The sequence below is a fragment of the Leucobacter sp. 7(1) genome, assembly GCF_900163635.1.
Classification (GTDB): Bacteria; Actinomycetota; Actinomycetes; order Actinomycetales; family Microbacteriaceae; genus Leucobacter.
This window is the reverse complement of sequence record NZ_FUID01000033.1, coordinates 37,315-62,764: the sequence shown is the minus strand read 5'-3', so window position 1 is coordinate 62,764 and position 25,450 is coordinate 37,315. Positions and strand designations below refer to the sequence as shown.

23 protein-coding genes and 1 pseudogene are annotated in these 25,450 nt (G+C 63.6%); 18 read left to right on the top strand and 6 right to left on the bottom strand.

The features are described 5' to 3' along the window. Nucleotides 1-2: 2 nt before the first annotated feature. The 3 genes from FM113_RS07530 to FM113_RS07520 all read right to left on the bottom strand — a co-directional run bounded on the left by FM113_RS07530 (nucleotide 3) and on the right by FM113_RS07520 (nucleotide 4,324). Entirely contained in the window at nucleotides 3-1,538 is a 1,536-nt protein-coding gene (locus FM113_RS07530; protein ID WP_087013129.1) for a M17 family metallopeptidase, read from the bottom strand. Nucleotides 1,539-2,165: 627 nt separating this feature from the next. Further along, nucleotides 2,166-3,560 (bottom strand): ABC transporter permease, encoded by a 1,395-nt coding sequence (locus FM113_RS07525; protein WP_087013127.1) that lies wholly within the window; start codon nucleotides 3,558-3,560, stop codon nucleotides 2,166-2,168. Further along, entirely contained in the window at nucleotides 3,557-4,324 is a 768-nt protein-coding gene (locus tag FM113_RS07520; protein WP_087013125.1) for an ABC transporter ATP-binding protein, read from the bottom strand. Before FM113_RS07520 ends, FM113_RS07525 begins: the two co-directional genes overlap by 4 nt. Before the next feature lie 206 nt (nucleotides 4,325-4,530). On the opposite strand from FM113_RS07520, the pseudogene FM113_RS07515 reads away from it, so the two are divergent. Next, nucleotides 4,531-4,782 (top strand): annotated as a pseudogene (locus FM113_RS07515) (LLM class flavin-dependent oxidoreductase); the annotation flags it as partial. Between the two features lie 83 nt (nucleotides 4,783-4,865). Here the strand turns inward: FM113_RS07515 and FM113_RS07510 are convergent. Continuing rightward, nucleotides 4,866-5,393: a hypothetical protein gene (locus tag FM113_RS07510; protein ID WP_087013121.1), complete on the bottom strand. Its 528-nt coding sequence runs from the start codon at nucleotides 5,391-5,393 to the stop codon at nucleotides 4,866-4,868. A gap of 1,068 nt (nucleotides 5,394-6,461) precedes the next feature. Between FM113_RS07510 and FM113_RS07505 the strand changes: the two genes are divergently transcribed. From FM113_RS07505 to FM113_RS07455, 11 genes are all read left to right on the top strand, one after another. Further along, nucleotides 6,462-6,854, top strand: coding sequence for a hypothetical protein (locus tag FM113_RS07505; protein WP_140393309.1), 393 nt, complete (start codon nucleotides 6,462-6,464; stop codon nucleotides 6,852-6,854). Between the two features lie 105 nt (nucleotides 6,855-6,959). Next, nucleotides 6,960-8,840, top strand: a complete 1,881-nt coding sequence (locus FM113_RS07500) for a phage/plasmid primase, P4 family (protein WP_087013117.1) — start codon at nucleotides 6,960-6,962, stop codon at nucleotides 8,838-8,840. A 14-nt stretch (nucleotides 8,841-8,854) separates the two neighbouring features. Beyond that, nucleotides 8,855-9,259 carry a hypothetical protein gene (locus FM113_RS07495; protein WP_087013115.1) on the top strand — a complete coding sequence of 135 codons (405 nt, stop codon included), beginning with the start codon at nucleotides 8,855-8,857 and terminating at the stop codon, nucleotides 9,257-9,259. 2 nt (nucleotides 9,260-9,261) lie between these two features. Continuing rightward, a complete protein-coding gene (locus FM113_RS07490) occupies nucleotides 9,262-10,326 on the top strand; it encodes a DUF2637 domain-containing protein (protein ID WP_087013113.1) in 1,065 nt (354 codons plus the stop codon). A gap of 35 nt (nucleotides 10,327-10,361) precedes the next feature. Then, nucleotides 10,362-11,012: a hypothetical protein gene (locus tag FM113_RS07485; protein WP_087013111.1), complete on the top strand. Its 651-nt coding sequence runs from the start codon at nucleotides 10,362-10,364 to the stop codon at nucleotides 11,010-11,012. Between the two features lie 156 nt (nucleotides 11,013-11,168). After that, entirely contained in the window at nucleotides 11,169-11,468 is a 300-nt protein-coding gene (locus FM113_RS07480) for a hypothetical protein (protein WP_087013109.1), read from the top strand. A gap of 406 nt (nucleotides 11,469-11,874) precedes the next feature. Continuing rightward, nucleotides 11,875-12,396, top strand: a complete 522-nt coding sequence (locus FM113_RS07475) for a hypothetical protein (protein ID WP_087013106.1) — start codon at nucleotides 11,875-11,877, stop codon at nucleotides 12,394-12,396. Nucleotides 12,397-12,402: 6 nt separating this feature from the next. After that, nucleotides 12,403-14,313: a hypothetical protein gene (locus FM113_RS07470; protein ID WP_087013104.1), complete on the top strand. Its 1,911-nt coding sequence runs from the start codon at nucleotides 12,403-12,405 to the stop codon at nucleotides 14,311-14,313. Between the two features lie 371 nt (nucleotides 14,314-14,684). Then, complete coding sequence (mobF, locus tag FM113_RS07465) at nucleotides 14,685-17,978, top strand: MobF family relaxase (protein WP_087013102.1); 3,294 nt, start codon at nucleotides 14,685-14,687, stop codon at nucleotides 17,976-17,978. Nucleotides 17,979-18,003: 25 nt separating this feature from the next. After that, complete coding sequence (locus tag FM113_RS07460) at nucleotides 18,004-18,363, top strand: hypothetical protein (protein ID WP_087013100.1); 360 nt, start codon at nucleotides 18,004-18,006, stop codon at nucleotides 18,361-18,363. A gap of 2 nt (nucleotides 18,364-18,365) precedes the next feature. Next, nucleotides 18,366-18,614, top strand: coding sequence for a hypothetical protein (locus tag FM113_RS07455; protein WP_087013098.1), 249 nt, complete (start codon nucleotides 18,366-18,368; stop codon nucleotides 18,612-18,614). Between the two features lie 70 nt (nucleotides 18,615-18,684). On the opposite strand, the gene FM113_RS07450 is transcribed toward FM113_RS07455, so the two are convergent. Beyond that, nucleotides 18,685-20,130: a type IV secretory system conjugative DNA transfer family protein gene (locus FM113_RS07450; protein ID WP_140393308.1), complete on the bottom strand. Its 1,446-nt coding sequence runs from the start codon at nucleotides 20,128-20,130 to the stop codon at nucleotides 18,685-18,687. A 458-nt stretch (nucleotides 20,131-20,588) separates the two neighbouring features. Here FM113_RS07450 and FM113_RS18105 point away from each other — a divergent pair, with 458 nt between their 5' ends. The 6 genes from FM113_RS18105 (at nucleotide 20,589) to FM113_RS07430 (ending at nucleotide 23,512) form a co-directional block, all read left to right on the top strand. Further along, entirely contained in the window at nucleotides 20,589-20,741 is a 153-nt protein-coding gene (locus tag FM113_RS18105) for a hypothetical protein (RefSeq protein ID WP_176387113.1), read from the top strand. Then, entirely contained in the window at nucleotides 20,734-21,516 is a 783-nt protein-coding gene (locus tag FM113_RS07445; RefSeq protein WP_087013094.1) for a hypothetical protein, read from the top strand. Before FM113_RS18105 ends, FM113_RS07445 begins: the two co-directional genes overlap by 8 nt. Next, the gene (locus tag FM113_RS07440) at nucleotides 21,509-22,033 is read left to right on the top strand and encodes a hypothetical protein (RefSeq protein ID WP_087013091.1); all 525 of its coding nucleotides are present in this window, start codon (nucleotides 21,509-21,511) and stop codon (nucleotides 22,031-22,033) included. The genes FM113_RS07445 and FM113_RS07440 overlap by 8 nt, the downstream gene beginning before the upstream one ends. A 2-nt stretch (nucleotides 22,034-22,035) precedes the next feature. After that, a complete protein-coding gene (locus tag FM113_RS07435) occupies nucleotides 22,036-22,677 on the top strand; it encodes a hypothetical protein (protein WP_140393307.1) in 642 nt (213 codons plus the stop codon). Nucleotides 22,678-22,745: 68 nt separating this feature from the next. Further along, on the top strand, nucleotides 22,746-22,898 hold the full coding sequence (locus FM113_RS18100) for a hypothetical protein (RefSeq protein WP_176387112.1): 153 nt from the start codon (nucleotides 22,746-22,748) through the stop codon (nucleotides 22,896-22,898). A gap of 323 nt (nucleotides 22,899-23,221) precedes the next feature. Further along, nucleotides 23,222-23,512: a hypothetical protein gene (locus FM113_RS07430; protein WP_087013087.1), complete on the top strand. Its 291-nt coding sequence runs from the start codon at nucleotides 23,222-23,224 to the stop codon at nucleotides 23,510-23,512. A 121-nt stretch (nucleotides 23,513-23,633) separates the two neighbouring features. On the opposite strand, the gene FM113_RS07425 is transcribed toward FM113_RS07430, so the two are convergent. Next, complete coding sequence (locus tag FM113_RS07425) at nucleotides 23,634-25,364, bottom strand: DUF723 domain-containing protein (protein WP_087013085.1); 1,731 nt, start codon at nucleotides 25,362-25,364, stop codon at nucleotides 23,634-23,636. Nucleotides 25,365-25,450 lie beyond the last annotated feature (86 nt).

Here is a 25,450-nt window from a genome sequence, read left to right as displayed (position 1 = left end):
GATTACTCCCCTGCGGTGGGCGCGACGAAGTCGTCAGCGAACTGAGCCAGCAGACGAGCGCCGAAGCCCGTCGAACCGACCGAGCGCCACAGATCATCGCTCTCCGCCTGCATCGTTCCTGCGATGTCGAGGTGGCCCCACGGGGTACCGTCGACGAACTCGTCGAGGAACAGTGCTGCGAGGATCACGCCGCCGTACTGGCCGCCGATGTTCGACAGATCCGCCACGTTCGACTTCAGCTGGTCGCGATAGCGACGATCCAGCGGGAAGCGCCAGATATTCTCGTCCGTCGTGTCCGCTGCGGCCTGCAGCTGCGCCGCGATCTCGTCGTTGTTGGCGAGCATGCCCGCGGTGCGGGTGCCGAGCGCCATCTGTACGGCACCGGTGAGCGTCGCGATGTCGACGATCGCGTCGGGGCGGCGATCCGCCACGCTCGCGTCTTCGGTCGCCAGCACGAGACCGTCTGCCATCACCAGGCGCCCCTCGGCGTCGGTGTTCTTCACCTCAACTGTCTTGCCGCCGCGCATGGTGAGCACGTCGCCGAGCTTGGTCGCGCTGCCCGAGGGCATGTTGTCGGTGCACATGAGCCAACCGGTCACCGCCGTGGTGACGCCCAAATCCCGCAGCGCGGTCATCGAGGCGAACACCGATCCGGCGCCCATCATGTCGAACTTCATCGCCGCGTGCATCGCGTTCGACGGCTTCAGGCTGATCCCGCCCGAGTCGTACATGATGCCCTTGCCGATGAGGGCGAGGTGGCCGTCGGCGTCCGCCGGGCGGTAGCTGATCTTGATCATGCGGGGCTCCTCGATGGAGCCTGCGTTGACCCCGAGCAGGCCGCCTGTGCCGAGCTCCATGAGCTGCGCACGATCGAACACCTCAACGGTGAGGCCAAAGTCAGGGGCGAGCCGCTCGATGACGTTGCCGAACTTTTCGGCGCTCAGGTGCCGCGGCGGCGTGTTCGCGAGGTCGCGAGCCAGTGCCGCCGTGCGGGCCTGCACGCGGCCGCGGGCCACACCGGCGATCGCGGCCGTGGCCGCGGTCTCGGGCACGCCGAGCACGAGCTCGGTCAGCTCAACGGTTTTCGCTTCGCTCTTCAGCGCATCAAAGCGGTAGCGGGCCAGCAGAGCCCCCTCCGTTGCAGCGAGCGCCGCCTCGTCCGCGGCGATCCCTGCGGCGATCGCGTCGCTCAGGTCGACCGCGAGGCGCGGCGATTCGTGTGCGGCACGGGTGAACGCGGCCACTGCGTCGCGCAGGGCGGCGCCCGAGGTCAGGCCGGCACCGGTACCGACGAGCACGCACAGCTGCGCACCGGGCAGGACGAGGGTCTGGTTCTTGCCGCCCGTGAAGCCCGCTGCGGCGAGCGCGTCACGGGTCATACCCGCGAGGCAGTCGCAGGCCGGCAGCTCACCCTCGGCGGGCACGAAGCACGCGCGCGCCGGGGCCGCGGCAACGGCGGCCGCATCGGCGACGCGCACATCGACAACCTGGCTCAGAGAAGGGACGGGATCGAAACTGGGGTCAATCACAACGCTCATTGCTCCAGCCTATCCCTGCACGCCGGGCCCCGCCCGGGGAATCCCGGGCCCGTTCACCAAGCAGCAGGAGATTCACGAACCAGCAGGAGCGATTCGCATCAGAGCTAGCTCACGTCGAAGAATCTCCTGCGCGGCGGTGATAGCCGAGTGTGGCAAGGCGACTGGCGGGCGGGCGCGGCAGGGCAGGGCCTATGGTGCGGGGCGGACTTAGGCTGCTGGGTCGGACCTGAACTCCGGGTTGGAACTGAGCTCCGGGTTGGAACTGAGCTCCGGGTTGGACTTGGGCTGCTCGGTCGGACCTGAGCTCGCCTGGCAGGGTCAGGCGGAGCGGGCCAGGACCGGTTGACCAACCAGTAGGAGATTCACGAGTTCGAAGGAGCGATTCGCATCAGCAATGCCTCAAACCGAAGAATCTCCTGCGCGGCGGTGACAGTCGAGTGTGGAAAGGCGACTGGCGGGCGGGCGCGGCAGGGCAGGCAGACCTGACGCACCTGACGCACCCGGCGAGCCCGGCACCCGGCAGACCCGGCACACCCGGCGAGCCCGGCTCCCGGCAGGGCCGGCACCCGGCACACCCGGCACACGGCACACACGGCAGACCCGGCACTCCCCGGGCCCGCCATGCGCTTAGTCGACGGCGAGGGCAGCCACCGGGGAGACCCGGATAGCACGGCGTGCGGGCGCAACCGCGGCACCCACGGCGAGTACAAAGCCGAACAGCACCACCCCGGCAACGACGATCCACGGCACTGTCGGCGGGGCCATCCCCGCCTGTGATCCGAGCAGCGACTGCGCCGCGACCCAGCCGTAGAACACACCGAGCACCAGCCCGAAGCCGAGCGCAGCGAGCGTCATCTGGCAGCTTTCGGCGATAACCATGCGACGCACCTGCCCGCCGGTGAAGCCGAGGGCGCGCAGCAGGCCGAGTTCGCGGGTGCGCTGCAAGACGCTGAGTGACAGGGTGTTCACCATGCCCACTGCAGCGATGATCGCGGAGAAGCCGACAAGCCCGGTGAACACTGCGGTGGTGATCGCGAGCGTCTCGGCGAGCGCGGCGGCGAGCGCCGGATCGTTGTCGAATGCAATCAGCGTCATAGACCCGTAAGTTTCGAGCGCAACGGCGAACATGATCACGAGCGTCACCCCGATGACCAGGCCGATCGTGGCACGCGAGCTGCGCTCCGGGAACCGCACCGCGTTGGCTGCGGCGAGCCGGCCGGTCGGCCCCTGTCCGAGGAGTTTCCCGGTGATGCGCAGGATCGGCGGCATGATGAGGTGCGCGCCGAGCGCGATCCCCGTGAAGGAGAACAGCCCACCGAAGAAGGAGACGAGGAGCGCGAGCGGCGTAAGCATGCCGAGCAGGAGGCCCAGAGCGAGCAGTACCGCCCCGACAATGACGAGGATGATTGCCCACACCGTGCGCGCGGTGCGGCCGCGGGCGGCCTCGGGGCGGAGCTCCACGGCGGCACCCGTCGCGGCGATGGGCGAGACAGATCCGACCCGGCGCGATCCGGCCCAGGCTGCCGCCCAGGTTGAGAGTGCGACAACCGCGACGGCCCCCAGAGTGAGGGGATCGAACAGCGGGTAGTCGCGTCCGGCGGGCAGCCAGCCCAGCCCAGGCCCCCACGTCACCGCGGCGAAGACCAGGGCCTCCGAAAGTACCCACCCGATCGCCCCTCCCAGGAGCCCCATCGTGAGACCCTCCGCGGCGACGCGAGAGCGCACCTTGCGCGAGGTGGCCCCGACGAGCCGGAGCAGCGCGATAGTGCGGGTGCGTCCGGCAATAATCGTGGCGAAGGTGTTCGCGGTCACGATCGAACCGACGTAGAGCGCGATCACGATGAACACGAATGACACCATGAGCAGCACCATGCGGAACGTGCCGGAGCTTTCTAAGAGATCCGGATCGAGTGCCGCAGACATCACCCCAGTAAACAGGATCAGCGTGCTGGCGAAGAGCGAGCTCAGCGCGGCGACCACGACGGTCGCGCCGTGCTCGCGGATTCCGGCCCCGGTGTTCATGCCGCGGCCTCCGCTTCAAGACTCAGCATGGCCTCAGAGATCTGCTCGGGCGTCATCGCGGCCCGGTCCGCAACGATGCGGCCGTCGGCGAGGAACAGGATCCGGTCAGCGTGGCTGGCCGCGATGGGATCGTGGGTGACCATCGCGATGCTCTGCCCCTGTTCGACAACGGCGGCGCGCAGCAGCGCGAGCACTTCACGTCCGGTGCGGGAGTCGAGGGCTCCCGTGGGCTCGTCAGCGAAGATCACATCGGGTTGGGTCGCGAGGGCGCGCGCGATCGCGACCCGCTGCTGCTGGCCGCCCGAGAGTTCGTGGGGTCGGTGACTCGTGCGACCCGCGAGGCCGAGCGCGTGGACGAGGGCGTCGATGCGCTCGCGGTCCGCCTGCGGCACCCCGCGCCCATCAAGTTCGAATGGGAGGCGGAGGTTCCCCATGACGTCGAGCGTGGGAACGAGGTTGAAGGCCTGGAACACGAAGCCGATCCGGCGCCGGCGTAGCCGCGTGAGTTCGGTGTCGCCGAGGTGCGTGATCTCGTCGTCACCGAGCCAGACGCGCCCCTCTGTGGCGGTGTCGAGGCCAGCCATGACGTGCATGAGCGTGGATTTGCCGGATCCGGACGGCCCCATGATCGCGGTGAACTGGCTGCGCCGGATCCCGATGGATACGTCATTGAGGGCGGTGACACGGTGATCGCCACTGCCGTAGTGCTTCCTGAGGTGTGCGACGCGCGCAACCAGTCCCATGTCGCTCGGTTGAATGTCCATGCTTCGACGCTACGAGCGCGGAAGTTCCCAGGGATCACCCAGGAGTACCATCGCGGTCATCCCCCGGTGCCATGTGCGGACGGCACCCTGGGCCCAGCACAGAGCGGTCGCCGGATCCAGCACAGGCGAAAACCCCCGCAGGGCCGCTACGGCCGCCAAATCTACATGCGCGGGAATATACTTTTGCGTTGGCGGTTATACCCACCATGAGAGCTTTTGGATTCCTGTCATTCGGCCACTACGGTCCGGTTCCCGGATCGCGCGTGCGCACCGCGGGCGACATGCTGCGCCAGACAATCGAGCTTGCCGAGGGCGCCGATGAGATTGGCGTGAACGGGGCCTACGTGCGCGTGCATCACTTCGCACGCCAGGCGGCGTCGCCCATGCCACTGCTCACCGCAATGGCAGCCCGCACCAAGCGAATTGAGGTTGGCACCGGGGTCATCGACATGCGCTACCGCATGTCGGAGTTGTAGCACCGGTTCCGCGACTGGTGCCCTGATGCGGCGATTAGCGCCCTAGCGGGGCCAGGAGGCGTTGGTCAGCCCGGCCACTGCTCGGTGCGCAGATCCTCAGCCAGCTCCCGGTGGAACGCCTCGTTGTCCTCGTCCTCGTCGGCGTAGAGCTCGTCTTCAGCCAGCTTGGCTTCGCGGCGCTGGATCTCAGCGCGTAGCTCTTCAGTGGAGAAGACGCCGAGTACCTGCTGCGTCACGACCCGCCGCCCCTCGGCCCGCGATCTGGTGCTGATGTCTTCAGGCACCCGGGTGGGGCGTTGGTCCGCAGGGATCTCTTCAAGCAGCTGGGCAGCCCGTTCCCGGCCAGCCTCGCGTAGCGCAGCAGGCTGGACGCGGAGCAGGGAGGCGAGCTTCACCAAGGTCTTGTCAGGCGGCGACACGGCCACAGGCTGGCCCTGCTTGTAGCGGAAGCCATTCATGGCGATGTGGATGGACGGCTTGGAGATCTCGGTGGCCTTCGACATGGCCGGGACGGAGAGGCCGGACGCCTCGTAGGCAGCACGAAGCAGCTTGCTCTCGGGTGGTACAACCAGCTCGGCGTCGTCAGCAGTCATGCGCCAGGCGCTCCTCGGTGTAGTAAGTCAGCAGATGGGTTGCTTACTACAGACTACGGGCTGACTTGGAGAAATGCATCGACCGGCCACGCGCAACTATGCGGAGCCCCAGGCGGGTAACGGAAGGGATCCGTGTCGCGAAGGGTGGATAGCAGGAGTGCTGGGGACCCATGTCGTGAAGCAATGAGGATCGGCGATGCCCTGGGCGAAGTTGCAGCTGGCTGGCAGCCCAGCTTCAGCGTCGTGCTGGGGCGCATGTCGCGGTGTGGCCGAGGTGGCCCATGTCGTCAGTGGAAGGAAGTGTGTACGGGCTGGAGCGCATGATGCAGTGAAAATGTCCCGAGCGCTCGGGACATCTGAAAAGGTCGGGACAAAGACGGGGACACGGCAAAGTGGCTCTGACCTGCGAATTTAAGAAGATTCTTATAGATGTCCCCGATGTCCCTCTCTTTTTAAGAAAGTTATATAGAGATGGTTTTCCAGCCATCCCTGCAACCCTGTAAAGGTTGGAAAAGGCGGGGACAGCGGGGACATCGATCTCAATTCTCGCTCTGACATGGTGAAACGGTGTCCCGAGCTACGAAAAAAGCTCGGGACATTGTCCCAAGAGGTCGGGACATCAGCCTGGACACCAACCGCTTGGTGGCATGTCTTCAACGGTGAACCCGCGTGCCGACAAGGGGAAATGGCAGTGTAGAACTTGCAGGTCTTTTCAGTTACCTACACGACGCGGATCCCCTGCGCTGGCGACATGGCCACCGGTCCAAGCCTCTACCCAACGGCGACATGCGCCCAGTTGGGCAACTTCAGCGACTATCGCTACCCAAGTTGCACAAGTCTTGCAGCTGCTGTACTATCGAACGTAATACATCGCGAAGATGGCGATGCAGAACCACGGCGGCCCGGAGGGATCCGGACGACAACGCCGAAACCGACGGCCCCGAGACTGTGGGCCCACGCATCGCAATGACAGCGGTGAGTGCGGGACGGGTGGACGGAACCGAATAGAGCTCGCCGCATGCAACATGCGATGACGAGCCGACACCTTGCATTCTGAAGGACTCCGTCATGGGCACTTCTAATCTTTCGATGCTGGAGCGTGAGTTCAGCTTTCGTGAGCTGAACGAAATGAGCTACGGCCACCGGAACACCATCACCCAGTTCGTCCGTGAGGGCCGCGTGCCTGGCCGAAAGGTCCGCAACGGCTACAAGATTCTCGGGTGCGACCTGCATTTGCTGGGCGAATGGTCGCTTGGCGACTACCTCAAGGCGCTGGCCAATGCTTTTCCGAAGCTCGACGCAAGCCAGAAGATCGAGCTGAATCGATTGCTGTCTTGTTTTCAGCCGACGGAGGGGACGCTTGGCGACTACGCCAAGGAGCTCGTGCACATGTTCCCTCAGCTCGACGCAAGCGAACAGATCGAGCTTCGCTGGCTGCTGACTCGGCCCTCTGCGACCTGAACAAAAAGAAAGACCCCGGCGAACCGGGGCCTTCCAAGTGTTCATTCATTTCCCGCCTGACGAGTAAGCAGCTCGTTTACCAGGCGAATCTCCGAGGAGACATCTATGTCTAGTGTACCCGAAAACGGGACCCCAGCCAACTTCGAATCATCGCCCGCATCGGCTTCTGCCGATGCCGTGCCGGGACGGCCGGCACCCACGCCACTGGCTCGGCTGACCGGCGAAATGCTCGACTACTTCGCACTGCGCGACTCCAAGGAGCCGGCTCCGCAGAACCTGATCACGACCTACGTGACTGAGACGTATCTCGAGCGCATCAACGAGCTGGGCAATCCTGGGCCGAAGACCATCGAGGAGCAGCTGCTGGAGCTCACCGCTGCCGTTCTGCGCCAGGAGAACCGCAAGATCGACAAGGGCGAGCCCAAGCTCCCCGCGGTGCGCCGCTTGGACTACTGGCAGGTCGCGCAGATCCTGCTGAAGCTGCACCATGTCATCCGCATCGCACCCAACGCCAAGGACACCGACCGCGAGTACGACTTGCTGGCCATGTACCGGACGACCGGCAAGCTGAAGGGCACCTACACCACGAGCGAAGACGACATTCGAACGGTGGCTCGCTCCTACAACGCCCGGTTGATGCTGAACGAGTTCAAGGAAGTCGTGGCGGTGCTCAAGGAAGATGCCCCGCGCAGGCATCAGTGCGGTGAACGCGACCTGGTGGCTGTGAACAACGGGATCTTCCACTACGGCGTCGAGCCGGCCGAGATGGAGTTCGCCGGCAAGAGCTTCCGCTTCGAAGCCAAGAGCCTGAATCCGTTTGATCCAGCCATCGTCTTCGTGGCCAAGAGCAAGGTGAACTACGTCAAAGATGCACCCAAGCAGGTCATCACCCATCCCGAAGACGGCACGGTCTGGGATGTGGAGGGCTGGCTCGAGGAAATGTTCGACGAGCCAGGGCAGGAAGGGCTGTCGGATCTGATCTGGGAAATCTTGGGTGCGATCGTCCGGCCGCATGTGCGCTGGGGCAAAACGGCGTGGTTCTACTCGGAGGTTGGCAATAACGGCAAGGGCACGCTGTGTTCCCTGATGCGCAACCTGGTGGGTGATGGATCGCACACATCGATCCCATTGAGCGACTTCGGCAAGAACTTCGCCCTGGAGCCGCTGGTGCGTGCCAACGCGATCATCGTCGACGAGAACGACGTCGGCACCTTCATCGACAAGGCCGCCAACATGAAGGCGATTGTCACCAATGACGTGATCCAGATCGATCGTAAGCATAAGCAGCCGATTGCGTTCCAGTTCTGGGGTTTCATGGTGCAGTGCCTCAACGAGTTCCCGCTGGTCAAGGACAAGTCGGAGTCGTTCTACCGCCGCCAGCTCTTCGTGCCGTTCATCAAGAGCTACACGGGCATGGAACGCAAGTACATCAAGGGCGATTACCTGCAGCGTCAGGAGGTACTGGAGTACGTGCTCTGGCGCGTCCTGCACAAGGCCGGCGTTCAGGCCCCGGGCTCGTACTACGAACTGTCAGAGCCGGTCGCGACTCAGGTGGTGCTGGGCGAGTACAAGGAGAACAACGATCCGGTGCGCTCCTTCTGGGAGGAGTTCAAGGACGAGTTCGTATGGGACCTGCTCCCGTTCCCGTTCCTCTACGACCTCTACAAGAGCTGGTTCGCCAAGGTGTCGCCCTCGGGATCGCCGATCTCCCGCCAGCGCTTCATTGGCGACGTGACGCAGATCGTCAGGAACGACGACAGCTGGTACAGGCCCGCAGCTGGCAACACCCGGCCAGCTCGTCGAATGGATGATCCCGAGCCGCTCATTGCCGGATACGACTTGCAGGACTGGATGAACCCGGCAGAAAGGCTCCTGCAGCGCCAGCAGCCTAGCCGTCGACCCGATCCGGACGCCCTGTGCAAGCCGATTCTCAAGTCGAAGTACGACGGCCTGCTGCGCAACACCGGCAGCGCCGCCACCAACTAACCAAGGAGATCCCCATGAAGAACGATTCCACTCCCCGCGACATGGGTCTCCGGCACTGGGCCGAGACGACCTGCGAGCAGGCTGCCGTCGAACTGCTGATCAGCTTCAACGGTGGACACCTGCTCGACGGTCCCTGGGTGCGTCGCACGGACGCTGGCAGCTGCTGGTTCGACCCGGAGGTCGCTGCAGCGGAATGCGGCCACCTCAGCGGCGGACAGCGCCGCGTGCTCCAGGTCGCAATGAGCTTGGTGTCTTCCAAGCACCCAGTGGATCTGGGCGACGTGATGACCGGCATCGATCCGAAGGCTTTCGTGCTGGTCGCCCAGGCCATCGGGCAGGCCTACGGCCTGTCCCCCTCTTTTCACGACATGAGCGCAACCCACGACGCGACTAAGCCCACCCACTGCAAGGAGAAGTAGCCATGAGCAACGCAAAGACCAAGAGCAAGGGCTCCGGCTTCCTTGCCTGGATGGACACGCACGGGCTGACCATCGTCGCCGTCACCCTGGTGGTGCTGGTCGTAGTGTCGATCTTCGTCATCTCGTTTGACTCGCTGAGCGAGCTTGCCGAGTACGGCAACATCTCGGCGACCGTCGCTTGGCTGTGGCCTGTTGCTGTCGACGGTACGATCCTCGCCGCCACGGTGGTGTACTTCGTGGCTGGCAAGCGGGATCCCGATCTGAAGACGTTCACGATGGGGACGCTGATCAGCTTTGCCATCGTGTCGATTCTTGGCAACGTGGCACACGGCCTGCTGGCCGACGCAGGGGCAGAGGTCGCTTGGTTCATCCGCGGTGCACTCATCGTTTTCATCAACCTGGTGCCGCCAGTCGGACTGCTGCTTACAGTCCACATTCTCGCGTCGTTGATGACCACACGCGGACAGATGCCGAAGTCTGACGAAGCCGTCGATGCCGTGGCCGAGGTCCCTACCGAAGCGAGCCAGCCGGTGCCGATTATCGCCACCCCAGCGCCCGCGGCGATCGCCGACGCGAGCCAGCCTGAGCCGGTCGTGACTGAGCTGGCTGAGCTGACTGAAGCGCCTGACCACGACGTGGTGGCCGAGACTTCTGAACCTGATTTTGCACGGTCAACGGTCCAGTCGGTGGTGGAACCAACTGAGCTTGACGGTCACGACGAGCCGCAGCAGGCAGTCACTGATGACCCGGTTGATTCCAGTGAGTCAGTCACTGAAGAGGTCGTGACTGAGCGTGAAGTCGTGATTGCGGAGGCTGACGCACCCGTGACTGAGGTGGCTGAAGTCGTCGAGTCAGCGCCCCAGCTTCATGCGATCGAGAACATTCCCGCCGAACCGGCTGCACAGGTCGATTGGATCGTTGACCGGGCACGAGCTGGCCGTGACGTAACGAAGAAGGCACTGCTGGCGGTCTTCGAGGAGGTCGGTCAGCCGGTCAGCGATAGCACTGCACAGCGGCGTCTGCGAGAGGCCCGTGCGAAAGCGCCAGAGGTCTTCGCAGCAGCTTAGAGAACTCACCACAACAAAGAGATAGGAGCTCTACGATGAGCAACAATTCACCTTCCGACATCGGTTCGCAGACCCGCAGCTGGGGGCCGTTCCGCTACGCCGAGGGCTACGGAGTAGTCGAGGTCGAGCGCCGCGGTGGCATGACGCCGAGCTCGGCGAAGGTCACGCTGCGCGATAACGGCTACCTGGACGTGACTACGTCGGCTCAGCAGGAACTGTACGTAGACGACGAAGGTATGGTCACGGTCATGCCGAAGCCGGCCGGCCAGGAAGTTCGCGTTTCCGCTGACGGTCTGGTGACTGTTGACTTCTCCGATGGGTCAACGGTGATGGTCACCCCTGACGGGCAGATTCACCGTGTGACTGCCGAGGAAGTCACGGTTCCAGTCAGTGATTCACCAGTGACTGGGTTAGTTGAGAGTGACGCAGTCACGCAGTCAACGGCGAAGAACGATGCAGTCATCGATCGGGTCCCGACCGAAAAGGACGAGCAGATTGACTGGCTCGTGACTCGTGCTCGTGCTGGTGAAGACGTGTCCTGGCGGTCAACGGTGCAGCTGTTCTCCAATGCAGGAGTCAACGTCAGCGATCGCACCATCCAGCGTCGGCTGCGAGAAGCCCGCCAGCAGGCTCCTGAGGCGTTCGCAGATGCCGAGGAAGCCGAAGACCTGGTGAAGGCCTCGTAGACCCGCCAGCAGGCCGCTCAGGGCGGGCCGTGCAGCTTGTGCGACCCGTCTTCGGCTCCTGGCAAACCCCGACCCCTGCGCTCACGCTCCGGGTGCGGATATTCCAGCAGCAAATGCTGCACCAATTGAAGAATCACTGTTGAAAGGGTGGTCGCCATGACCGTTGAAGAAGAAATGCTGAAGGCCAAGGCAGCCTACGCGAAGCAGCTGGCGAAGCTGAATCGCAAGAAGGCCGCTGAGGAAAAGAAGATCACTGATCTCATGCTGGTCGAACTCAAGGACGAGCACAGCGATTTCTACAACGAGATGTACGAGCGGGCATTCCGCAAGCTGACCGCGCAGCGGGAAGAGCGCAGCCGCAAGGCCAAAGCCGCAAGGCAGGCCAAGGACGCAGGCGCTGCGGACTTGGTGGAAGCCGAGGAGGAGGCCTCCGAGGCGGCAATGAGCCAGTACTGATGCCTTGGGCATCTACAGAAGAACCCCCGGTTGCAGACGCAACTGGGGGTTCTTTGCGTCAGTGCTGGCACAACGTTGCTGCAGCCAAGCCCGATGCCTCTGCGCTCACGCTATGGGGTCATCTGGGTATCGGCTGGCGGCAGCAACGCCCCGCCCCCGCGCGAAGCAGTGGGCGGGGGTTCCGGGGATTAGAAGGGGTCGGAGTGAATGGAGCGTAGCGGAATGAGCGTGAGACCCCTCGGGGCCATGATTGTGTGCGGCGTTAGCCGAAGTGAGCGAAGCGAAACTGTATACACAATCAATGGTCCTCGTCCTATGCAAGTCGCGATATAATGGTTACAGGCACGCAGTGTCACAAACCATCGCGACTTGCATGCCGTGATCGGAGATAGAGAGGGGTCCAGCAATGGTGACGAAGGAACAGCGGGACATCGAACTGTCGGAGAGCACGGAGGCAACCGGCACAGCCGGCCACGACAAAGTCGTGATGAAAAAAGGCCGCAGCAAGCGGCAGAAAAAGGCGACGTATCCGATCAGCGGGAGGGTCGACTTAGAGGTCTTGTCGTTAGTTGATGATGCTGCCAAGCGCGGAGAAATGAAACGCGGCGATCTGGTGGCGTTGGCAGTCCTGCAGTTCATCGGCGAAGGTCGAGCCGATGCCAGGAAGATCCGCGTGGAGGTACCTGATGTCGTGCGAGCAGAGGTACGTGCCGCGCAGACTGCCTCAGAGGCCGAAGCACTGCAGCTCAAGAGGCTCGGCAACAACGTCATGCCCCAGCTGCAGCGCTACTGGGCTGCGGAGAACGTTGAGAACGCCGAGGTTGTCGCCCTGATGGAGCAGGTCAACGAGAAGCTGGCCCTGCTGATGGCTGCGAACGCACAGCGGGCTGGGGCACTGCGCAGCGTCCTCGAACGCCGGGAGTGGTGATCGTCGATGTTCACTGGAATCCAGAGCACCACGAACGCTGACCGACTGCTGGCGTACATCCTGAAGGATGACCGCTGCGAGTTCGCCACCGGCTACGGGTGCACCGCGACAACGGCTCAGGATGACTTCCGCGACGTACGCGACATGTTCGATCCGCAGGGCAAGTTGAAGGTCGAGGCGTTCGGCCTGGTGCTCAGCGCGTCGACCGCCGAGTTCGATCCGAACAACCCCGAAGAGGTCTACCAGCACCACCAGGTCGTCGCTGAGGTGGTGCGCCGAGCCTTCGGAGGTCGAATGAATTTGGTCGGCACCCAGAGTGACGGGTCAAGCGGACTGGTTCATAGCCACGGCGTCGTGCCGAACTTGGCGCACGAGGATGCCGAGATGACGCATACCGCCAAGGGCGAGAAGGTCTCCGAAGCCGTCGTTGCCGGCAAGCCGTTCTCCTCGGCGATGTCGAACGTGTACCGCATCCGCGCCATCACCAATGAGGTGCTGGCCGACGAAGAGTTCATGGCGTCGATCGGCTACGACAATTCCCGATTGGCCGTTGCGCTGGCCGACGAGGCCAAGCGCAACGGCAAGAGGTTCAAGGGCTTCAAGAGCAAGCACGCCTACGACAACAAGGAGCTGATGCGGGTAAGTCGCAGCGGTCGTAACGCCCAGTGGCTGCCGAGCCTGATGGCGCAGATCGACGCCGCCAAGGCGCAGGCGCTCGACGAAGAGCGGTTCATCCAGCTGGTGGAAGAGGACGGCACCGTGGCGCTGACCAAGCGCGGCAAGGACGGGACTTCCTGGACGTTCAAGCACACTGACGAGAATGGCAAGGTACGCAGTGCTCGTGCTGGTTCCACGCGCTTGCCTGTTGCGCTCTACGGGCGCGAGGTGATCTTGGCGCAGCTTGCGGCCAATGACGAGGCAGCAAAGAGCGCAGGGCCAGCGGAGTCGACCCCCGAAGAGCGGTATGAAGCCATGATGGCTGGCGCAGGACGCCGCCAGGCCGCATTCGACGACCTGATGCAGTCTGCCGACGCTCGCGGGCAGGCTGCGTACGAGACCATGATGGCTAATCGCGCCGATAATCCTGCCGGCTTCAGTACGGTAGACGGCCCGATCAATCAGCTCATGGTCGACATGCGCACCAGGGACGCCGCATTCATCCCCTCATTAGGTCCAGAACCGAAGGCCACGGCGACCGAAGGAGCAACGCAGGCTGCTGAGATGGAGGCTTTCGAGGCTCAGGTGGCGGAGGAAACCCCCGTGCCCAAGCAACGCACCAAACGGGCGGCAGCGAAGCCTGAGCCAGTGGAGCCTGCCAAGGAACCGGTAGCGCCGGCTACTGCTCCTGAGCCCGCTGTGCAGGCTCTGCCGGCCGTAGAGGCGACAGAGGCTGTGCAGGACGCCGAAGAGCTAGCAGAGCCACAGATCGAAGATGCTGGCCTCATCGAGGACCGCCAGTCGCTGCTGTGGTCGGTTGACTTCGACTCGCACAGCGGACGCAAGCAGAAGATCATTGTGGCCATGGCTGAGTTCGAAGAGGCTCACGCCTGGCAGGCATTGGCCGAGGGTCAGCCGTTCGACGAAGCTAAGGTGCCAGATGGTGTCGGCCGCGCGTGGATGGAGGAGTTCGGCAGCAAGCTGGATCCATCAGTCAGCGAGCAGATGTGGTTGCGCACCACGCTGAAGGAAGAGATGGCTCAGGAGTTCGAGCGAGGTGCTGATGCTCAGGCTGCGGACAACGACCGAGCTCTGGCGCTGTCGAACCTGCGTCGTGCGTGGATGAAGCGCCAGCTGGAGGCCGGGCGCTACGACATCAGCGACGAGGATCGCTCGGCATATCTCAAGGCCCACATAGCCGAGCGCGCAGCGTTGATCGAGGGGCGTGGGGCTGACGACCAGCACACGGCGACGTTGTAGCCGACCCTCCAAAGGCGGAAGCCCACTTGCGTTCATGGCAGGTGGGCTTCTTCTATGTCCGACTGTGGTCGTGGATCTGTGCTGGTTGGGAGCTCATGCGCCACCGGGCTTGCTGCATCTGGCGAGCGGCACAAAGGACGGCTTCAGGGGTGCTGCGGACCCCGTCCCTTGGCTGTTCCAGCCCGCGGGCGGGGATGCTAGGCAGAAGACGAAGGGGAAAGTGGAAGCACGTAATCTACCGGTGGTAGTGACCTAGTTTTCTTGGTACACTTGAAGCACCCCGAAGCGCTCTAATCGACCGCTTGTTAGATACCACTAGGTGTCCGGGCGTTTTTTATGTCCGGGCACCGCCTAGCAAGCGGGTGACGGACATGAGCAAGGGCGGCTTCAAGGCATTCCGCGGATCTTCCGCGACGGCCTCTGCCTACCTGCTCGAAACCACCTCTGCACGTCTTGACGAGTACTACTCCGAAGGCGAGGACCGCTCGATCCAGCACGTCGTCCTGTCGGACGGCGGCATCGAGCAAGGCACCCTCAGCTCCGAGGAGTTCAAGGCGTGGATGGAGCACCGCGACCCGGAGACCGGCCAGCAGCGCGGCACCTTCCGCCAGCGCATGTACGTGGGCGAGGACGGTGCGCTGAAGATGGGCGGCACTCCCCTCTTCCAGGAGACCCTGATCTCCTCGTCGAAGTCGCTCTCCCTTGCTGCAGCAGCCGACCCCCGCATTGCCGAGGCGCTGGAAGCCGCCCAGGCCCGCGCCGCCGTCGCCGGCGCTGTGGCGTTGAAGGAGCACGCAGTAACCCGCGTAGGCCCCAAGGGCGGGCAGTACCAGGTGAAGCTGGAGCAGATGGAGATCACCTCCGTCCAGCACAAGACTTCCCGAGCCGGCGACCCCCACTTCCACCGCCACGTGCAGCTCGTGCCGAAGGGCCTGGCCGAGGGCAAATGGCGTGCCATCGACGGCAAGACCCTGTACCGCCTTTCCGGTCGCGTGCACGCTGCCGCTGATCTGTCGATGTCCACCGACATGGAGCTTCGCCAGGCCATTGCCCAGGCCGGCTACACGTGGATTCCAGGCGAAGGCGGTGGCAAGATCGCCGAGTTCGAGCCTTTGGTCGACAGCTTCTCGACACGACGCGATCAGATCGAAGCAAACCGCGAGTCCCAGGAAGCCCAGTGGCGTGCAGAGCACCCCGGGCAGGAGCCAGGACCGAAGCAGCTTCGTGCGTGGGATCAGCTGGGCTGGGCGCAGCAGCGTCCCCAGAAGTCCGTGAAGGGCCAGGACGCCTCGTTCGACGTGGAAGAACTCGGACGCGGCTTGGAGAGTGTCGAAGGCACCAACCTCGACCAGATCCTGGCTGGCCAGCGTGCCGATCAGATCGACCCCGAGATCATTGCGATGACCGCGCTGGATGACCTCGCCCAGCAGCATTCGGCCTGGTCCACCGCCGACATGAAGGCGGCCATCGACCGCCGCATCGCGCAGACCTACCTACTGGGCGACGACGGCCTTGAAGAGCTGCGCACCGCCGCTGCCGAAGCAGCCATGGTCCAGCAGCACTCGTTCTACGACGACGGGCTCGTTGTGGAGGGCAACCGCCATTTCACGTCGCACGCTGTACTGGCCACCCACGAGCAACTGGAGTCCCGGCTGGACGCACGCGCACAGCGCGGCGGCCAGGACGGCGAAGTCAATGCAGACCGCGGTGCCTACAACCTTTCCGAGGAGCAGATCAAGGCCGCGCAGGCCATCACCGGTTCACACAGCCTGGTCGTCGTCGAAGGTGCGGCCGGCGCTGGCAAGACTTCGATGCTTGAAGCCGCCAACGAGCAGCTGCAGGCTGACGGTCGCCGGATGGTCGTGGTCTCGCCTACCAAGCGCGGTGCGCTGGAAGCCGGCGCGGCAATCGGTGCCGAGGGCAACTCGGTCCACGCGCTGCTCTATCGCGCCGGAGCTTCCATCGACGAGGAGACTGGCAAGTGGGTGCTTCCCCAGGTGTGGAAGGCACAGCCTGAGGCGACCAAGCTCGATGCGAACACCGTGCTCGTGGTCGATGAAGCAGGCATGCTCGACCAGGAGACCGCCCGGGTGCTGCACCAGTACGTCGATGACGCAAAGCTGGGCACTTTGGTGCTGACCGGCGACACGAAGCAGCTGGCTGCGGTGGGTCGAGGCGGCTACATGGCGCAGGCCGCCAAGCTGTCGACCTCCTACGCTGATCTGACCGACGTCCGCCGCTTCCGTACCCCGGAGGGCCAGCTGGATACCCAGTACGCCGATGCGAGCGTCGAGCTGCGCCAGCGCGGGAACGTGGACGAGTTCTACCACCTGCTCGAGGAGCGGGGCCAGGTCCAGATCGGCACCTCCGACGAGGTCATCGACCGCGTGGCAGAGACTGTGGCTCTGGAGAGCATGGCCGGCGAGAAGTCGCTGGCGATCACCGCGACCAACGCCACCGCCCAGCGCGTGAACCAGGCAGTGTTCGATCGTCTGAGCGCAGCTGGTGTCATCGACAGCTCCCGCGTCGTCGAGGGCATGGACGGCGATTCAATCGCTGCTGGTGCTCGCGTAGCAACTCGCAAGAACGATCGCGAGCTGCAGGTTGCCAACCGCCAGAGCTTCACCGTTGACCATGTCACCGACGATGGCCGGATCACGGTGATCGACGATCAGGGCCGCTACCAGGAGCTGAACGCGCAGTACGTCGCTGAGAACGTACAGCTGGCCTACTGCGTGACGGCGCACGGCAGCCAGGGCATGACGGTTGATACCGCCCACACTGTCCTGAGCGACGAGATGGGCGCTGCTGGCGCGTATGTCGGATTGACCCGCGGACGCACGGCCAACGTCTTGCACGCTGTAGCCGCAGACCGGGACGAGGTCCGCGAGCAGTTCGCTTCAGCCATGACCCGCGAAGGTGCCGATCTCGGGTTGGACGACGCGCTGTCGCAGAGCCTGCGCGAGATGGACGGCTTGGACTTGGATGCAGAGCTGAGCCAGCCACAGCAGCCGCAGGTGGTCGAGCCACGGACACGCGTAGTGCGGGATCTGACCGGCCAGGACATGGAGCAGCCTGAACTGATTGCCGTGGTCCGCGAGCAGTTTGCCGATGGCAGCGTGGACGTCGACTTCCAGCTGGCGGCCTATGACGACGCGGCCCAGGGCCAGAAGAGCCTGCGTCTGCAGGCCGAGAAGACCGGGCAGCGCCTGAGCGCCGCCGAGTACGACGATCTGACCATCGCCTCCGGTGCCACGAAGCACGAGTTCGAGGACTCCACGCTAGAGGAGATCGGCCTGCAGCTCGATGCCACGGGCGGCAACTCCACGGTGGTCGAGGGCAAGCACGTCCTGGCTGTGCGCGGCTCGATCGCGCAGGACAGCCAAGGCGGCTACCAGGTCGACCTCACGTCGATGAAGCCATCGGCCCAGCACGAGCTGATCGAGAAGGACGTGCTCAGCCGCCAGCGGGCTGCCGAGGACAAGTCGCACAAGCAGGCTTCCACCGCGGCACCGGCAACGCCGGCCACCGAGACGGCACCGGCCAAGCCGATGACGCCGGCCATGGAAAAGATCAAGGCCATGCGTGCACGGCAGGCCGCACAGAACAAGCGCATCAGGGAGCGCGAACAGAGCCAGTCCCAGTCATACGGCATGGGGTTGTAGAAGAAACCGATGAAAGGAGCCAGTCATGGCTGAAGTGAAGATGGACGAGCGGGAACTGCAGAAGATCAAGACCTCGATGTCGCAGGACGGCACCGGCAAGGCCAAGCAGCGGTTCGACGAGCAGTCCCCCGAGTTCAAGAAGGCAGCCCAGGACCGCCAGAAGCGCATGGAGTACGCCCGCAAGCAGCAGCAGAAGGCGGCAGAAAAGGCCCAGGAGAAGCAGCAGGGCCAGAAGGGCCAGTCCGCTGGCCAGAAGGGGCAGGATCTGCAGCGCACCGCCGCCCAGCAGAAGATCGCCGCGATGAAGGAGCAGCAGGCTCAGCAGAACCAGCGCATCAAGGAGCGCCAGCAGAGCCAGTCCCAGTCGCAGGGCATGGGGATGTAGCCATGGCCTTCTTGAGCAGGGATGGAGATGCCATCCTCGGCCTCGGCGGATTCAGCCTGTGCAATGAGTGCGGCGAGTCCAGCCGGGACGGCGATGGGACTTACGAGCATGCCGAGAACTGTCCGAAGATGGCCCGGCTGAAGGCAAGGGCACTGCAGCGGCAGCCGCTGCCCCGGCGTGATCCGAACGTCTACGTCATGACGAGCAACGGCTTCGAGAAGGCGATCGACGTGGAAAGGCGTCGGAGGTAGGTGCGGCAGGCAGAACAAGACCCCGGTGGAGATTCCACCGGGGTCTTCGCCTGTCCTGGGCTAGATCTGGCTACATGTACTTGAGATCCACCAGCTTGACCCTCGGCCCTGGCATGCCCCGGATCAGCAGCTGGCCTTCACCCGTGTGGCGCGGCAGCAGCTCTGCTGCCTGGGCAGTCTCTGCCCTGTCCTTGGACGAGTTGTTTCGCGCGGCTGAGTCCTTGGACTCGGTCCGGCGTTCAGTGGCCGGGATCGTCCAGGCGGCCCGCTTGAGCAGATCCTCCTCGATGGCACCTACTCCAACGAGGATCGAGGGGAAGATGGCCAACAGTGCGTCAGCCTCTTCCTTGCCGAACCGGGCAGTGAACTGGGTGGAGTGCTGGGCTGCGACCAGGAACGTCAGCCCGTAGGAGCGCAGCAGGCCAACAGCCTCGCGAAGACGCTTCCATGGCGCGATGACCGGCATCTCGTCGAGCACCATCAGCATCTTGGGCATCTTCCGGGCGGCGTTGAGCACCCAGTGGTTCACGACGGAATCGATGACGGAGACAGCTGCCGAAGCGCCTGCACCATTCGAGGGCGAGACCATGTAGAAGGTGGCGTTGTTCTGCTCGAGCATGTCCGGGGTGAAGGGCACCGAGTCGCCAGTTCCGCGGATCGCGCGCTTGGTCCATGCCGAGGTCGCGACCTTCAGGTTGATCTTGACACTGTCGACCTGCTTGGGGTCCAGGTTCTTGGTGGCTTCGACGTCGTCGGCATGGATGGAGTCGACCAGACCCGCACGCAGGGCAGCGGTGTCCCAGCTGGGCGTATCCAGGTCGAACAGGTCGGTGCCGTCCTCGTCGCTGTCCCGGCTGCTGGAGTTCCGTGATGCTGCCAGAACCCAGTTGATCCCGCCGCCATCGACCCATTCGCCCGTCTCGGGGTCGGGGTAGCCTGCCCCGGCCTGCAGGAGGCAGGCCAGCACGCCGAGCGAGAGCGTGGCCCAGAACGCGGAGTCGCCGCTGGAATCCTTGCCTCCGGACAGGCCTGCCGCGCCAACCTGCACCAGCAGGGTTGCGATGTCGTAGGCCGAGTCGTCAGTGGAGCCGGTCGCATCGGGCACGAGCAGTGCGCAGGGGTCGCTCACAACGTGGGTCACGTCGGCAGGAATCTCGCTTGGATCCACCTGGCCAGTCAGATCCATGAGGTAGCAAGGTCCACCGTTACGGTGGGCCGCGGTGAGCTCTGCAAGGTCGCCCTTGGCCGAGACAGCAAAGACCACCCCCTCTTTCCACAGGATGATTGCTGGTGCGAGCACCGTGCGGGACTTGCCGGTGCCCGAACCTGCCAGCATCAGCGCGTGGACGCCGCCTTTGGCCTTCCCGAGGACGTTGCCGTTCTCATCCATTTCGAAGCCGAGGTAGGGCGTGCGCTCGTCACTCACCCAAGCCTTCTGCGGCTCCGCAACAACCTTCTCGGCGACGCTCGTCGCCGTTTCCTTAATCTTGTCGAACATTCCCATTGCCTGGGTCACCTCGTTTGTTTCTAGCCTGCTCTTTGCTCCAACGCGCCTTCATGGCTGCTTTGCCGGCGGCGGATGCTCGTTCAGTCGCAGCCTCAGCCTCAGCCTCGATCTGTGCGACAAGTTGTGGGTCATTTAAAGACTTCAGACCTCTCAGGATGAATGCACGTGCAAGCACCCCTGGACTGACACCCAAATCGGCCGCCTTGCGTCGAAGGCGGGCCTTGTCGCGTGTAGTCATTGGGACTGTCAATCGTGCGTCCAAATTGACCATTGCGTCGACTCCTTTCTTTGGGCGACCAGTTAATAAGATTGTAGCAAAGTCTACGATCTTATGCTATCGTTGAGGCATCCCGAAGCGCTCTAATCGACCGCTTGCAGTACATCAACTTCGGCCCTCAGAGGCCCTACTTGGTGTCCGGGATTTTCTTGTTTCCGGATGCCGCCGCACTTTCGGAAAGGGAAATCAGATGTGGAAGATGATCTTCGGAACTATCGTCGTCCTGTTCGTCCTGGGCTTCGTGTTCTTCGCCGGGTTCATCGTCGGCAGCACCGTCACCCCGTTGAATGTTTCAGCCGTTGCGCTGGCTGACGCACCGCTGGGCGTGGTTGCCCATGGCTGACGCAACGAAGTTCGAGTCCGAGCGAGCCGCGTGGATCCAGGGCCGGCAGTGGCTCGACAAGCACTCGGCCACCCAGCGCGCAGAGCTGCTGGCACGACGTGCCCGCAAGCTGGAGCGCACCAGCATGGGCCTGGGCGACTCGGCACTGCACGAGGCGAAGCTCAAGAGCACGTTCCTCCTGTGGACCGAACGCAGCGAAGATGCCAAGACCTCGGCGCTGGGAGCCATCGCCTACGTCATGTTTGTCGGGTTGAAGCTGTTCTGGTTCGGGATCACCTGGGCACTGAGCTGGGTGTTCTACAAGGCCTGGGAGACGGTCGCCGACAAGCACCGCGTCATGGTGTGGCCGTACTTCGCAGCCGCTGCCGCCGTCGCAGTCCTGTTCATGGTCGGCCGGCCAGCCGGAGGCGACCTCTGGCTGATCAACGCGCTGGCCAGCTGGCTTGAGGTCAGCACCGGCGGCTGGATCGCACCTCGGGTGCTCTCGGGCTGGTACGCCGCAGGGTGGGTCAGCTGGATCGAGATCCAGATCGTGCTCGGGTTTGCCGCCGCAGGATGGCGCGCTTACGCCTGGGGCTGGGCGGCCCCATCGGTACGCAGTGGACACAAGACCCGCGCCGGGGGTACCGCCGACAAGGCGATCAAGATCATCAGCAATCCGGATGCGCCGAAGAACGAAGACAAGGGATCAGCCGACGCCGGCGATCCGGGAATCAAGATCATTTCCGGCCTGAACAAGGCCAGCGAAGACGAGGGGAACAAGAACAATGTCTAGCGACACGAACGAGTCGAAGCAGACTCGCATCGAAAACGTGATCCGCATCGAGGGCGGACGTGGATGGAGCATCCTGGTGACGCTCCTGGTGACCGGCGGACTAATGGCCATCGGCTACCAGCTGTCGCTGGGTCCGTTCGCCGAGAACGTGGCCACCGGCATGACGGTGTTCCTGGTGACGTTGATCGGCTACATGTTCAAGGCAGGCATCCTGCGCATGCCCGAGCGGACAAGCGAGCAGGACGACCTCGAGTTCACCAAGAGCACGCTGCGTCGGATCTACGACGAGATCCAGACGTCGATCGCTAATAGCTCAGCGTTCAAGCTGATCCTGTTCGCGGCCGCGTACACCGTTGGATTCTTGATCCTGCGTGCGGCCATGGGTTTTCTGTTCGGACTGCTGAGCAACATGTGGATGGCTATCGGCGTTGGCCTGCTGATCGGTGGAGCCATCGTCGCGCAGAACGAGATCTTCGCGTGGCTGCGCAAGCTCAACGCCAAGAAGGGTCGTGCGTGATCATGAAGAAGCATCTGATTGCACTGCCGCTGGCAGCACTGGCCGTGATCTCGATGACCGGCTGCAGTTACCCCGGAAGCGACGAGGTTGCCGCCGAGTACCAGAAGCAGGTTCACGAACAGCAGGCGCAGACCCAACCTGCCGCGCCAGCTCCGGCCCAGCCGTCGCAGGACGCAGAGCAGGGCTGGCAGACGCCGGGCAGCGAGGTCGAGTCTTCGGCACCAGCTGAGACCGAGTCGGCGGCTCCGTCGCAGGAGGCCGGCACCACAATCGACCTGGGCAGCGACGAGGTGAAAGGCACGGTCTACCTGGAGGCGGTCCAGTCCTTCAGCCCGTACTTGAGCAAGTTCGTTGTCGACGGCGACACCCTGCACTACTCGCGGTACACGTGCCTCGGCGAGGACGAGGGCTCGCGGGCCACCGGGATGCTGAAGCCATGGAGCGTCAACGAGCAGAAGAAGGAGATCCAGTGGCCAGGCGACTCGGATCTGCAGACCGGCCCTGTGGCCGTCTCTGATCAGTTCCTGGAAACCATGTACGTCACCGGCGACGAGATGGCCACCAGTGATCTCGAGGCCCAGCAGAACGCCTTCAGCTCGATGTGCTTGGACGCTGGTCAGTCCATTGCAGAATTCATCCTCTAAGCACGACACAGCACAACGCACGAGGGCCTCGGTGGAAGCCGGGGCCTTTGTCGCATCAGGGAGCGGACATGAAGAGGTTGATGGCAGCGATGCTGCTGGGGGCGGTGCTGGTCGGTTTGACAGCTTGCACTGAGACGGAGAAGCACGAGGCGGTCGAGCCAGTGGTACAGCACGTCATCGAGTCGTTCCTGGAGCCGATCATCGTCGAGAGCGACGGGTAGGAGCAGTAGACCGGCGAAGAAAAAGAAGACCCCCGTAGCGATAACGCTACGGGGGTCTCTTGCGGGGCGAGCATTGCAGCCGACGGTCACCGCAACGTTCACATCGACAGCTCGGGCCCCGCTGATGGAGGTGGAGTGCTCCAAGTTGTCTCCCGAGAGGGCTGTGCCCTCTTCTTCACCCTTTTGGAGCACTTTCAGCCGGGCAGTAGCCCGGCCGGGGGATGGGTTGAAGGGGAAAGGAACACCCCACCGCAACGGGGCCCTTCACCAGCGCGCTGCCACCCGGCCGGCCGCGAAACCAACTCAACACAGGAGTGCCCAACATGATCACCACCATTACCGCCTCAGGCATCACCGGCACCGAGATCGACGCAGACGCCTTCTTCGCTGGACAGGGCATCGACCGCGAGGGGTTCGATCACCTTGCTACCGGACATCTCGCACGGCTGGCCCTCGGCGACACTGAAGAACTCGGCTTCGACCTTGTCCCCGACGATCAGAGCTCGTATGTGAAGACCAGCCAGCCTTGCATCACCGACGACGGCCACGAGTACTACGCGCACTTCGGCGGGATGCTCGTCGAAGTGCGGCTCGACGCCCTGCTGGCCGCGTAGCCCACCACGGCCAGCCCGCCTCCGACGATGCCGGCGGGGAAGAACAGGACACAAGGAAATAGGAAGAGCAAAACCCCCGAAGCGGCGATGCTTCGGGGGTCTTTTCGTATGTCGGTGATAGCTACACGGCGTCGCTGGGCATGGCTGACAGCGCTTGGATGAACTGCTTGATCTCGTCGTCCACTGTGCGCAAGTTCGACAGCCGCAGGAGTTCATAGCCGTGCTCCGCGGCCCATCTGCTCTTCAGCCGGTCGTTGTGCTGGACCCTGATGAACATGACCTTGGACTGCTTGACGGAGACCTGCTTCGTCCAGCGGACTGGTTCACGGTGCTGCCGACCATCGAACTCGACCAAGGCGTTGAATGCAGGCAGCAGGAAATCGAAGCGCATTCGACCTTTACCACGGCCTCCGAGCGTTGAGTGCTTCCACTCCCGCACGTATGCGACACCAAGCTGGTTCAGCGCCTGGGCGACCAGCTCTTCGCCGCGAGACTTGTTCCGGGGGCAGGAGGGGCATCCGCTACCGTCCTCAACGTGGCCCCGGGGGCTCATCGAGAAAGGGCCATGATTGCGGCAGACGATTGTCACCTGCGTGTTCTGGTTGACGTACTCAGTCTGGCTGTAGTCGTACCGCTCGCCGTGGACGCCCTTGGTCATGTCGACCCATTCGGCTGTTGTCGGCGGGATGTAGCCGCTGCAGCGGGCGCACCCGATGCCTCGGCGATGGTCTTTGGCAATTTGGGTGAACTGGCCATGCTCAGGGCAGATGATGGTTACTTTCGTCGCGGAGTTCACGTACTCGACCAAGGAATAGTCGAATCGGCCGCCGTGGACCTTATCGACGAGCGCGACCCACTCCTCGGTTGTCCAGTTGTAGCGGCCAGCGCATCGAGGACAGCCAGCACCGTTGAGATGGTTGCCGGCGCTTTGTGAGAACGGCCCGTGGCCAGGGCAGACGATGGTTACTGCACCTTCGGTGCTCTTGTAGTCGACTTGCGCGTAGTCGTACTTGAAACCGTGGACGAGGCGAGCCCGCTCGATGAAGCCGTCAAGCCCTAGCCGCCTAGCATCCCCGGCCATAGCGTTGGCGCATTCAGGACACCCGTGGCGACTGAGCAGATGCCGATAGGGCGTAGAGCTGAACGAGCCATGGCTCGGGCAAAGGATGGTGATCCTTGCGTCGGCTCCACGGTAGGTGACTTCTGAGTAGTCAAAGCGACCGCCGAACTTAGCAACCGCTTGAGCGATCCACTCCTCAGTGGTCGGGCTGAAGCGGCCGCTGCACCGTGTGCAGCCAGACGCTCGATCAAGGTGCTTCCGGGGCTGCTTCTGGAACTCGCCATGCTTCGGGCAGATGATGATCAGGCTCGTATTGGCGTTGACATAGACCGCCTTTGAGTAGTCGTAGAGGTCGCCGTGCACGGCACGAGCCTTGGCGATCCATTCTTCGGTGGTCCCCCTGCGGCGACCACTGCATTGCGAGCAGCCAAAGCCGCGCAGATGCACCTCGGCCTGTTGAAGGAACTCACCATGAGCAGGACAGATGATCGCCACTTCAGCGGTGAGCGTCGTGTAGTTGACCTTTGAGTAGTCGAACTTATCGCCGTGGATCTGGCGAGCACGATAGATCCAGTCTTCTCGGGACAAACGACGGACACCTCCGCACTCAGGGCATCCCGCCGAACTATTGGTGTGGTCGCGAGCAATCGGACGCCATGGTCCGTGCAGTTCGCAGATGATCGTGATCTTCGACGTGGCCTTGTCGTACACGCTCTGTGAGTAGTCGTAGAGGTCGCCGTGCACGGCACGAGCCTTGGCGATCCATTCTTCGGTGGTCTGCCGCCGTGCCATTACAGGTCACCGTGACTGAGGCTTGCAGGGAACGTCGAGTATTGCTTCATGATCCACTTCCGAGCTGGGTGCGCCCGGGCAGATCG

What these genes read in the sequence shown, in the direction of transcription:
- FM113_RS07495 (WP_087013115.1), top strand. Translation starts at nt 8,855, where the DNA reads ATGAAGAACGATTCCACTCCCCGCGACATGGGTCTCCGGCACTGGGCC.
- FM113_RS07460 (WP_087013100.1), top strand. Translation starts at nt 18,004, where the DNA reads ATGGCTGAAGTGAAGATGGACGAGCGGGAACTGCAGAAGATCAAGACC.
- FM113_RS07430 (WP_087013087.1), top strand. Translation starts at nt 23,222, where the DNA reads ATGATCACCACCATTACCGCCTCAGGCATCACCGGCACCGAGATCGAC.
- FM113_RS07500 (WP_087013117.1), top strand. Translation starts at nt 6,960, where the DNA reads ATGTCTAGTGTACCCGAAAACGGGACCCCAGCCAACTTCGAATCATCG.
- FM113_RS07485 (WP_087013111.1), top strand. Translation starts at nt 10,362, where the DNA reads ATGAGCAACAATTCACCTTCCGACATCGGTTCGCAGACCCGCAGCTGG.
- FM113_RS07440 (WP_087013091.1), top strand. Translation starts at nt 21,509, where the DNA reads ATGTCTAGCGACACGAACGAGTCGAAGCAGACTCGCATCGAAAACGTG.
- FM113_RS07470 (WP_087013104.1), top strand. Translation starts at nt 12,403, where the DNA reads ATGTTCACTGGAATCCAGAGCACCACGAACGCTGACCGACTGCTGGCG.
- FM113_RS07445 (WP_087013094.1), top strand. Translation starts at nt 20,734, where the DNA reads ATGGCTGACGCAACGAAGTTCGAGTCCGAGCGAGCCGCGTGGATCCAG.
- FM113_RS07525 (WP_087013127.1), bottom strand. Translation starts at nt 3,560, where the DNA reads ATGAACACCGGGGCCGGAATCCGCGAGCACGGCGCGACCGTCGTGGTC.
- FM113_RS07480 (WP_087013109.1), top strand. Translation starts at nt 11,169, where the DNA reads ATGACCGTTGAAGAAGAAATGCTGAAGGCCAAGGCAGCCTACGCGAAG.
- FM113_RS07530 (WP_087013129.1), bottom strand. Translation starts at nt 1,538, where the DNA reads ATGAGCGTTGTGATTGACCCCAGTTTCGATCCCGTCCCTTCTCTGAGC.
- FM113_RS07510 (WP_087013121.1), bottom strand. Translation starts at nt 5,393, where the DNA reads ATGACTGCTGACGACGCCGAGCTGGTTGTACCACCCGAGAGCAAGCTG.
- FM113_RS07505 (WP_140393309.1), top strand. Translation starts at nt 6,462, where the DNA reads ATGGGCACTTCTAATCTTTCGATGCTGGAGCGTGAGTTCAGCTTTCGT.
- FM113_RS07455 (WP_087013098.1), top strand. Translation starts at nt 18,366, where the DNA reads ATGGCCTTCTTGAGCAGGGATGGAGATGCCATCCTCGGCCTCGGCGGA.
- mobF (WP_087013102.1), top strand. Translation starts at nt 14,685, where the DNA reads ATGAGCAAGGGCGGCTTCAAGGCATTCCGCGGATCTTCCGCGACGGCC.
- FM113_RS07475 (WP_087013106.1), top strand. Translation starts at nt 11,875, where the DNA reads ATGGTGACGAAGGAACAGCGGGACATCGAACTGTCGGAGAGCACGGAG.
- FM113_RS07520 (WP_087013125.1), bottom strand. Translation starts at nt 4,324, where the DNA reads ATGGACATTCAACCGAGCGACATGGGACTGGTTGCGCGCGTCGCACAC.
- FM113_RS07425 (WP_087013085.1), bottom strand. Translation starts at nt 25,364, where the DNA reads ATGGCACGGCGGCAGACCACCGAAGAATGGATCGCCAAGGCTCGTGCC.
- FM113_RS18100 (WP_176387112.1), top strand. Translation starts at nt 22,746, where the DNA reads ATGAAGAGGTTGATGGCAGCGATGCTGCTGGGGGCGGTGCTGGTCGGT.
- FM113_RS07490 (WP_087013113.1), top strand. Translation starts at nt 9,262, where the DNA reads ATGAGCAACGCAAAGACCAAGAGCAAGGGCTCCGGCTTCCTTGCCTGG.
- FM113_RS07435 (WP_140393307.1), top strand. Translation starts at nt 22,036, where the DNA reads ATGAAGAAGCATCTGATTGCACTGCCGCTGGCAGCACTGGCCGTGATC.
- FM113_RS18105 (WP_176387113.1), top strand. Translation starts at nt 20,589, where the DNA reads ATGTGGAAGATGATCTTCGGAACTATCGTCGTCCTGTTCGTCCTGGGC.